Source organism: Streptomyces sp. NPDC058086 (genome assembly GCF_042885015.1).
Taxonomy (GTDB): domain Bacteria; phylum Actinomycetota; class Actinomycetes; order Streptomycetales; family Streptomycetaceae; genus Streptomyces.
The window spans coordinates 1-1,401 of sequence record NZ_JBHVST010000298.1; the positions used below are offsets into that span (position 1 = coordinate 1).

Genomic DNA, 1,401 nt, shown 5'->3' on the forward strand with positions numbered 1-1,401 from the left:
CCTAAAAAACATCTTCTTCGCCGCTTGTTCCACCCCCCCGGGGGGCAAAACCCCCTCCCCCCGCCCCGCGGGGCGGGGCGCCGGGGGCCCCCCCGGGGGCCCCCCCCACGGCGGGGGAGGCAATCGCCCGGCTGACCGGGGAGGGACATGAGCCAGGTCGAGGTCGCCACGAAGACCATGGTGCGCGTCGAGAACGTGCATCGCTGGTACGGCGGTGGAGCCGCCGTCGTACCTGCCCTGCGCGGAGTCTCCTTCGACGTGCCACGCGGCGAACTCGTCGCCCTCACCGGCAGCCCCGGATCCGGCAGGACCACGCTTCTCAACCTGGTCGGCGGGCTCGACGAACCGGATGCGGGGCGGATCACCGTCGACGGGCTCGCACTGGAGGGGCTCGGCGAGGACGGCCTGCTGGAACTGCGCCGGGACCGGATCGGCTTCGTCTTCCAGCCCCTCGGGCTCATCCCGCTGCTCACCGTCGCCGAGAACGTCGGTGTGCCGCTGCGGCTGCGCGGGGTCGCGCAGCACGCGCGCGAGGAGCGGATCGCACGGCTGCTCTCCCTCGTCGGGCTCACCGACCACGCGGCGCGCCGGCCCGGGGAGCTCACCGGCGGGCAGCAACAGCGCGTGGCGATCGCGCGCGCCCTCGCGGGCGAACCCGCGCTCCTTGTCGCCGACGAGTTCGCGGCAGGGCTCGACGCCGGGACCGGCCGTGCCCTGATGGAGCTGCTGCACGTGATCGTCCGCGGCGAACAGGTGACGGCCCTGGTCGCCCCCTCCAGGGCGACCCCGCTCGACCCGGCCGATCGGATCCTGGAGCTGCGCGACGGAGGAATCGTCGAGCACTGAGCCGACCACCGGGCCCAGCAGGGCCCGGACCAGCGCATCAGGGTTGTGCCGACCGGCGCATCAGGGTTGCGTCAAAGACGGCCGTCGGCCGACTCCCCACCCCATTTGTCGAGATTGTTGGCCGTAAGGTCGACGCTGCGTATACAGCGGTGACAGGAAGACAATGGGGCCATGGGACGCGGCAAGCTTCGGATCTACCTCGGCGCGGCACCGGGGGTCGGCAAGACGTACGCGATGCTCTCCGAGGCGCACCGCCGCGTGGAACGGGGCACCGACTGTGTCGTCGCCTTCGTGGAGCACCACAACCGGCCGCGCACCGAGGTGATGCTGCACGGTCTGGAGCAGGTGCCGCGCAAGCAGCTCGGCTACCGGGGCTCCGTCTTCACCGAGATGGACGTGGACGCCGTACTGCTCCGCGCCCCGGCCGTCGCCCTGGTGGACGAACTCGCGCACACCAATGTCCCCGGCTCCCGCAACGCCAAGCGCTGGCAGGACGTCGAGGAACTCCTCGCCGCCGGGATCGATGTCGTCTCGACCGTCAACATCCAGCACCTG

Annotated in this window: 1 protein-coding gene and 1 pseudogene; both read left to right on the forward strand. The window is 71.7% G+C overall.

What is annotated here, in order from left to right; genetic code table 11:
- Nucleotides 1-147 precede the first annotated feature (147 nt).
- Complete coding sequence (locus ACFVWD_RS58385; RefSeq protein WP_389607315.1) at nt 148-846, forward strand: ABC transporter ATP-binding protein; 699 nt, start codon at nt 148-150, stop codon at nt 844-846.
- A 171-nt stretch (nt 847-1,017) separates the two neighbouring features.
- Nucleotides 1,018-1,401 (forward strand): annotated as a pseudogene (locus ACFVWD_RS58390) (histidine kinase); the annotation flags it as partial.

Excerpts from the sequence above, each read along its gene's own strand:
- ACFVWD_RS58385 (WP_389607315.1), top strand. The coding sequence starts at position 148 with ATGAGCCAGGTCGAGGTCGCCACGAAGACCATGGTGCGCGTCGAGAAC.